Consider the following 6,599-nt stretch of genomic DNA (forward strand, 5'->3'; position numbering starts at 1 on the left):
ACCAGTCGGCTCCAGTGCAAAGCGCCGCCATTTCACGTAAAATCCCGCCAGTTTCGTTCCCGGTTCCCGAGCGCGCAGACCCCTTCGGGCGGCGCGCCACCGTGTTTCTTCACTCTCGAGCAAGCAGACCCCCCATGATAGTTGCCAGTCAAATCGAGCTGATCCGCGGCGGCCGCAAGCTGCTGGATAACGCCTCCGCCACCATACACCCGGGCCACAAGGTGGGCCTGGTGGGCAAGAATGGTTGCGGCAAATCCACCTTCTTCGCCCTCATCCGAGGAGAGCTCACCCTCGACAACGGCAGCTTCTCCCTGCCGATCGGCTGGCAGATAGCCGGCGTCGCCCAGGAGACCCCGGCCCTGGACTGCTCGGCCCTGGACTATGTGATGGACGGCGACAAGGAGTTTCGTGCCCTGGAAGCCGAGCTGGCCAAGGCCGAGCAGGATGACAATGGTCTGCTGGTGGCCGAGCTGCACGGCAGGCTCGACACCATAGGCGCCTACAGCATTCGCGCTCGCGCCGCCGAACTGTTGCACGGCCTGGGCTTTGGCGACGATCAGCTCAGCTCGCCGGTGCGCAGCTTCTCCGGTGGTTGGCGCATGCGCCTGAACCTGGCCCAGGCCCTGCTCTGCCGCTCCGATCTGCTGCTGCTGGATGAACCGACCAACCACCTGGATCTCGATGCGGTGATCTGGCTGGAGAAGTGGCTCAAGGGCTATCAGGGCACCCTCGTGCTGATTTCCCACGACCGCGACTTCCTCGATTCGGTCATCGGCCGCATCATCCATATCGAGAACGGCAAGCTCAACGAATACACCGGCGGCTACTCCGACTTCGAACTGCAACGGGCCGAGCAGCTGGCCCAGCAGCAATCCATGTACGAGAAGCAGCAGCGGGAGATGTCCCACATGCAGGCCTATGTGGACCGCTTCCGCTACAAGGCCTCCAAGGCCCGTCAGGCCCAGAGCCGGTTGAAAGCCATGGAGCGGATGGAGAAGATACTGCCCGCCCACGCCGACTCCGAGTTCAGCTTCGAGTTTCGCGAGCCCTCGGCCCTGCCGACCCCGCTCATTGCCATGGAGAACCTCAGCGCCGGTTACGGCGACAAGGTGATCCTGGAGAAGATCAAGCTCAACCTGGTGCCGGGGTCGCGCATCGGCCTCTTGGGCCGCAACGGCGCGGGCAAGTCCACCTTCATCAAGATGCTGGCGGGCAGTAATCCGCCGCTCTCCGGCAAGCTGGAGGTGAGCGCCGGGGTCAGCATCGGCTACTTCGCCCAGCATCAGCTCGAAACCCTGCGCCTGGACGACACCCCCCTCGATCACCTGGCGCGCCTGGCGCCGGACAAGCCCGAGCAGGAGCTGCGCAACTATCTGGGCAGCTTCGGTTTTCATGGCGACAAGGCACTGGACAAGGTGGCGCCGTTTTCCGGCGGCGAAAAGGCGCGGCTGGTGCTGGCCCTCATCACCTGGCAAAAGCCGAATCTGCTGCTCTTGGATGAACCGACCAACCACCTGGACCTGGAGATGCGCCACGCCCTGACCATGGCGCTGCAAGGCTTCGAAGGGGCCATGGTGGTGGTTTCCCACGACAGGCACCTGCTGCGCACCACCACGGATGACTTCTATCTGGTGCACGGCGGCCGGGTCGAAGCCTTTGATGGCGATCTGGATGACTACCACAAGTGGCTCGGCGAGCAGGAGAAAGAGGCCAACGCCAAGCCGACGGATGGCGCCGTCTCCGCCAACTCCGCCCTGGCCCGCAAAGATCAGAAGCGGCGCGAGGCGGAGTTCCGCCAACAGACCCGGCCCCTGCGCCAGAAGCTGGAGAAGCTCGAAGCCAGCATGGAGAAGCTGCAGGGCAAGCTCGGCGACATCGAGAACCAGCTGGCCGACCCCGCCATCTACGAGGAGAGCGCCAAGGGCAAGCTCTCCGAGCTGCTCAAGTCCCAGGGCCCCCTCAAGGAGCAGCTGGAAGCGGTGGAGCTGGAGTGGATGAGCCTCAGTGAAGAGCTGGAAACCATGGAGTCCGCCTTCCTTGAGCAATGATCTGATGCGAGACGCCAGCGGCCTGCCCAGCCCCCTGGGTTTCTGGCACTGGAGCGGCAAGACCTATGGTGCCCGCCCCGGGGACTGGCTCACCGTGCAGACCCTGGGGGGCAACGTCAACCTGGCCCTGCTGCTGCATTGGCTGGATCTGGCCAGCCTCAGCGCGGATCTGACCGCGCTGCAACCGGCCCTGGTGCAGACCGAGGCCGTGCTCGCCCCCTGGCGCACCCTGCGCCAAAACGCCAAGGCGCGGCTGGACGAGGCCGAGTACCAGGCCATGCTGGCCCACGAGCTGGAGCTGGAACAGTTGCAGCAAGGGGTGCTGCTGCAGAGTCTGCGCGCCCATCCCCCACGCCGGGAGCCAGGGCACAACCTGTTGAATTACCTGACCTTGCTGGGCGCCGAGACGGGCCCCTTGAGAGACCTAACATGCTGAGCTATCGCCACGCCTTCCACGCCGGCAACCATGCCGACGTCCTCAAACACGCCGTGCAGGCCCTGATCATCGAGTCCCTCAAGAAGAAGGAGAAACCCTTCATCGTGCTGGACACCCATGCCGGCGGCGGTCTCTACGACCTGCGCGGCGACTGGTCCCAGAAGAAGGCGGAATACGCCGACGGGATCCAACGCCTGTGGGACGAGCGGGCCCAATGGTCAGCCATCGCGCCCTATCTGGCCGTCATCGAGGAGATGAATCCCGCTCAGGAAGGAAACAGCGGCGAGCTGCACTATTACCCGGGATCCCCGGAGCTGTCACGCCGCCTCATCCGCGAGCAGGACAAGCTGGCGCTGATGGAACTGCACAACAACGAGGTGGAGGATCTTCGCGCCAACATGGGCTACGACCCCCGCGTCGTCGTCCATCACAGGGACGGCTTCGAAGGGCTGGTGGCCCTGCTGCCCCCCACGCCGCGCCGCGGCCTGGTGCTGATCGACCCGCCCTATGAGCTCAAGGAAGACTACTTCGCCGTGGTCGATACCCTTAAAAAAGCACAGAAGCGCTGGGCCACCGGCATCTATGCCCTCTGGTATCCCATCCTCGGCCAGGAGGCGGACAAGTCCCGCGACATGCTGCGCGCCATCAAGCGGGAGAACTTCGGCAACGTCCTGGTGGCCGAGCTGGAAGTGGCCGGTCAGACTGCCGACTGGGGCATGAACGGCTCAGGGATGCTCATCATCAGCCCCCCCTGGCTGCTGGACGAACAGATCGAGGCCTTCTTGAAACCCCTGTGCGCCAGGCTGGCCCAGGGCGCCGGCGCCCAGTACAGGGTGGAGTGGCTGAGCAAGGCCGAGGGCTGAGCCCTTACCGACCGCAAACATGACAAAGCCCCGAAAGGGGCTTTTTCTATGGCTGCCGCTGCCGAAATGACGACTCAGGCCCGGACGGGCAGATCTCGCCACAGCGCCAGAATGAGCAGCGCCAGCAGGGCGAAGGGCGGTACCAGGCAGAGCAGCACGCACAGGATGGTGACAAGCCCGGGATGGCGGCTCTTGCGGCGGGCCAATCGCCAGGCCACGACGCCGACGACGATCATCAGCAGCAAGATGAACTGACCAAACAGGGTGGCATTGAGGGTCATGAAAGCTCCTTTTTCATGGCAAAAGGCACACTCTATCGTCGCCGTGGCCCCAGGCAAGTCCCCAATCTGGTGGCCTCCCCCTCGGTCGATAGGCTTTTCCTATCCAGTCAATAGATGAGAATAGTTTTCATTTACCTCATTTTTGGGCGATACTGCATTCATCGCCAGAGGGAGTGACCATCATGAAAAAGACCATCAGCTTCGCCATCCTGCACTTCAGTGTCGCCTTCACCGTGGCTTACCTGCTGACCGGCGAACTGCTCACCGCCAGCCTGATCGCCCTGATCGAGCCCGCCGTCAACACGGTCGCCTTCTACTTCCACGACCTTGGCTGGCACAAGTTCAAGCCCGACCACAGCCTGCAGGCCAAGACCAGCAGCTTCGCCCTGGTGCACTTCTCGGTGGCCTTCGGTGTCGCCTACCTGTTGAGTGGCGAGCTGCTCACCGGCGGCGTGATGGCACTGATCGAGCCCGCCATCAATACCGTGGTCTTCTTCTTCCACGAGCGGCTGTGGCGCGCCCGCCACCCCCTTGCCCTGGCATAAGCCAGAGGTAGCAAGGGATCAGACCAGCCTCCTCATACCGGGCCGCCGAGTCGCAAGAAAGCACTCGGCGGCCCGGCGTCGTCATTGTGTTGTGAAGTGCGTTGCAGAGTGAGTTCTAGAGTGCGTTCTAGCTTGTGTTGTCGCGTGCGTTGTAAAGTGAGCTCTGGTTACTGGGTATCACCCCACTGTTGGAGCCTGACGATGCACAAGATCTTGCTTGGCACCCTGCTGTTTTCTCCCCTGCTGGCCGCTGCGGCCACCCCTTCCTTCGATTGCGCCAAGGCGAAAGGCGGCGCCGAAACCCTGATCTGCCAGGATGATGGACTGGCGGCGCTGGATAATGAGCTGTCGGCCCTCTATCCCAAGGCGATTGCCGCGTTCTCCCCCGAGCAGCAGAAGAGCGAGCGTGCCATCCAGCGCGGCTGGATCAAGGGTCGCAACGACTGCTGGAAGGCGGACGACTTGCGCCAGTGCGTGGAGGAGAGCTACCAGCGGCGGATCACCGAGTTGCAGATAAAAGGCGGCCAGCTGAGGGTGCCAAGCCCGGTGGACTACCAGTGCGCCAACAATGTCACCCTCTCCACCTACTTCTACAACGAGGCCAAGCGCCCCGCCGCCATGATCAACTTGAGCGAGGGGGACAACCAGCAGCAGGTGCTCGCCTATGAAACCCCCAGCGCCAGCGGTGCCCGTTATGAAGGGCAAAACCTCACCCTCTTCACCAAGGGGAGCGACGCCAGGCTGGAGCGCTATGGGGAGCCCACCCTCAACTGCAAGGAGAGCCCGGGCAATTGATCCCCCGCCCGGCCAGCCGGGCGTCTCTGTTGAAGCCAGCAAGGGGAGCTGCGAAGGGATCACCAGCACTGTGGCCGCCAGGCCCCCTTTCCACTTCCCCTATCCCCTACCCAGCCCGGGCGCCATCCCTGATGGGCTGCCACTCATTTGTTGATCCTGTCCGGCAATTCGCCATTTCCCCCTTTCCCTTCGCTCGCGGGCCGTTAATATAGCCAATTGGCAACACACGCCTCGTCGGAGTCTCCCCATGAGCCATGCCAACCCACCCGCAGGTAATGCGCAGCAGACTGGAGGCTGAAATCCAGTGCGGTAGCCATGCCGACGTTTGCCATGGCCAAGGTCACACTGCTTTTCTATACAGTCGTCATGGTTGCGCAAAAAGAAGAGGTCAAGGGAATAAAGTCTGCGTCAGAGGCAGGCAGGTAAGCATTTGATTTAAAATATTATTTATGATTATCTACATTCATGTGAAGCGGAGTTAGATAGAAGGCGGTATTAATGTGTTAGTACCGCCTTCTATCTAATCACTGTTAGAGCTAAGGAAAGTCATGAGTATCACATTGGAAGAAATTACAAGTTCAAATTATGAAGACGTATGTGACTTAGATGTCACGAATGAGCAACAGGAATATGTTGCGAGCAATATGTGGTCTTTGGTTGAATCACACTACTGCCAAGGGCATACCTGCAGAGCGATCTATCAAAACGATAAACCTGTCGGTTTTTTCATGTGGGTATCTGAAGCGTCCGAAAAAATTTCTATTTGGCGCTTTATGGTGGATCACCGCTATCAACGAACTGGTATTGGTAGAGTTGCGCTAAGTTTGGCGCTCAATGAAATCAAAGCCTGTACCAAGGTAAAAGAAATAGAAATTTGTTATGACCCTGAAAACCCAGTGGCCAAAGATTTTTATTCAAGTTTTGGCTTTCAGGAAGTGGGTTTGGATGAAGATGGTGAAGATATGTTGGCCGTTATCAAGCTGTGAGCACTAACAATCGCCTTAAACATCGCGGCCTGCGGCCGCTGGAATCGCAACAAATTGCTCGCCGTTTAGGCGAGCGTTGTACAGCTTCATCCAATATTCAAGTAAGGATAAAATATGAATAAAGAAATTGAGGATTTGTGTGTTGCATTGGAATCATTGGCTGGAGCAGTGGAAAAAGGTTGGAGCGATAATCGCTCTCTGAATGAAGCCTTTGGTTGGCATCACCCAGCCATTGATCGTACTGAGTTAGCATATATTCCCCTTTCTTTATCAAAGCGTATTCGAAAAGCTGACTTGAATATTGATGACGAAGATCTTCTTGAAACACTGGAAAAAGTTCCAGCAAGGCTAGAACGTATAAAAAGTTCGACTCTACCTTATTTTTATAACGGCAATGGGCAACAGGCCTCAGAGATCCCCTCATTTTTAGAGACTCAAATAATTCCAAGTGTGCGGGTATATAAGCGGTGTTGCTTCAGGTAGTAGATAAATTTATCCATCAACAAGACCGCATTGGCTTCTTTCATTTTAGGTAGCAACTGGTAATAGATGACCCCTTGCCGAAAGAACGAATAGGTTCGGCTCTTGCTGGTATTGACCTTGATCGTTCTCTCTAGACCGACACTGTCTCCAGCCTTACCCAGC

General features: G+C 59.1%; 8 protein-coding genes and 1 pseudogene. 7 read left to right on the top strand and 2 right to left on the bottom strand.

What is annotated here, in order from left to right:
• Nucleotides 1–134: 134 nt before the first annotated feature.
• Genes ACLHZ1_RS17630 through ACLHZ1_RS17640 form a run of 3 tightly spaced genes read left to right on the top strand, consistent with a single transcriptional unit; the run spans nt 135 to nt 3,347 of the window.
• Nucleotides 135–2,048 carry an ABC transporter ATP-binding protein gene (locus ACLHZ1_RS17630; RefSeq protein WP_427263113.1) on the top strand — a complete coding sequence of 638 codons (1,914 nt, stop codon included), beginning with the start codon at nt 135–137 and terminating at the stop codon, nt 2,046–2,048.
• A gap of 4 nt (nt 2,049–2,052) precedes the next feature.
• Nucleotides 2,053–2,484, top strand: coding sequence for a DUF2390 domain-containing protein (locus tag ACLHZ1_RS17635; RefSeq protein ID WP_427263121.1), 432 nt, complete (start codon nt 2,053–2,055; stop codon nt 2,482–2,484).
• Nucleotides 2,478–3,347, top strand: a complete 870-nt coding sequence (locus ACLHZ1_RS17640) for a 23S rRNA (adenine(2030)-N(6))-methyltransferase RlmJ (protein WP_427263114.1) — start codon at nt 2,478–2,480, stop codon at nt 3,345–3,347. The genes ACLHZ1_RS17635 and ACLHZ1_RS17640 overlap by 7 nt, the downstream gene beginning before the upstream one ends.
• 74 nt (nt 3,348–3,421) lie before the next feature.
• Here the strand turns inward: ACLHZ1_RS17640 and ACLHZ1_RS17645 are convergent, their stop codons facing one another.
• Nucleotides 3,422–3,628 (bottom strand): hypothetical protein, encoded by a 207-nt coding sequence (locus ACLHZ1_RS17645; RefSeq protein ID WP_427263115.1) that lies wholly within the window; start codon nt 3,626–3,628, stop codon nt 3,422–3,424.
• A gap of 182 nt (nt 3,629–3,810) precedes the next feature.
• Here ACLHZ1_RS17645 and ACLHZ1_RS17650 point away from each other — a divergent pair, with 182 nt between their 5' ends.
• The 4 genes from ACLHZ1_RS17650 to ACLHZ1_RS17665 all read left to right on the top strand — a co-directional run bounded on the left by ACLHZ1_RS17650 (nt 3,811) and on the right by ACLHZ1_RS17665 (nt 6,437).
• Nucleotides 3,811–4,173: a DUF2061 domain-containing protein gene (locus ACLHZ1_RS17650; RefSeq protein ID WP_427263116.1), complete on the top strand. Its 363-nt coding sequence runs from the start codon at nt 3,811–3,813 to the stop codon at nt 4,171–4,173.
• Between the two features lie 201 nt (nt 4,174–4,374).
• Nucleotides 4,375–4,968: an MliC family protein gene (locus ACLHZ1_RS17655; RefSeq protein WP_427263117.1), complete on the top strand. Its 594-nt coding sequence runs from the start codon at nt 4,375–4,377 to the stop codon at nt 4,966–4,968.
• 548 nt (nt 4,969–5,516) lie between these two features.
• Complete coding sequence (locus ACLHZ1_RS17660; RefSeq protein WP_427263118.1) at nt 5,517–5,954, top strand: GNAT family N-acetyltransferase; 438 nt, start codon at nt 5,517–5,519, stop codon at nt 5,952–5,954.
• A gap of 114 nt (nt 5,955–6,068) precedes the next feature.
• A complete protein-coding gene (locus tag ACLHZ1_RS17665) occupies nt 6,069–6,437 on the top strand; it encodes a hypothetical protein (protein WP_427263119.1) in 369 nt (122 codons plus the stop codon).
• Here ACLHZ1_RS17665 and ACLHZ1_RS17670 read toward each other — a convergent pair.
• Nucleotides 6,389–6,599, bottom strand: a pseudogene (locus tag ACLHZ1_RS17670) (IS4-like element ISAs18 family transposase); the annotation flags it as partial. The gene ACLHZ1_RS17665 and the pseudogene ACLHZ1_RS17670 overlap by 49 nt on opposite strands.

This window comes from Aeromonas sobria, assembly GCF_050266975.1.
Taxonomy (GTDB): Bacteria; Pseudomonadota; Gammaproteobacteria; order Enterobacterales; family Aeromonadaceae; genus Aeromonas; species Aeromonas sobria_B.

Excerpts from the sequence above, each read along its gene's own strand:
- ACLHZ1_RS17650 (WP_427263116.1), top strand. The coding sequence starts at position 3,811 with ATGAAAAAGACCATCAGCTTCGCCATCCTGCACTTCAGTGTCGCCTTC.
- ACLHZ1_RS17630 (WP_427263113.1), top strand. The coding sequence starts at position 135 with ATGATAGTTGCCAGTCAAATCGAGCTGATCCGCGGCGGCCGCAAGCTG.
- ACLHZ1_RS17665 (WP_427263119.1), top strand. The coding sequence starts at position 6,069 with ATGAATAAAGAAATTGAGGATTTGTGTGTTGCATTGGAATCATTGGCT.
- ACLHZ1_RS17645 (WP_427263115.1), bottom strand. The coding sequence starts at position 3,628 with ATGACCCTCAATGCCACCCTGTTTGGTCAGTTCATCTTGCTGCTGATG.
- ACLHZ1_RS17635 (WP_427263121.1), top strand. The coding sequence starts at position 2,053 with ATGCGAGACGCCAGCGGCCTGCCCAGCCCCCTGGGTTTCTGGCACTGG.
- ACLHZ1_RS17640 (WP_427263114.1), top strand. The coding sequence starts at position 2,478 with ATGCTGAGCTATCGCCACGCCTTCCACGCCGGCAACCATGCCGACGTC.
- ACLHZ1_RS17660 (WP_427263118.1), top strand. The coding sequence starts at position 5,517 with ATGAGTATCACATTGGAAGAAATTACAAGTTCAAATTATGAAGACGTA.
- ACLHZ1_RS17655 (WP_427263117.1), top strand. The coding sequence starts at position 4,375 with ATGCACAAGATCTTGCTTGGCACCCTGCTGTTTTCTCCCCTGCTGGCC.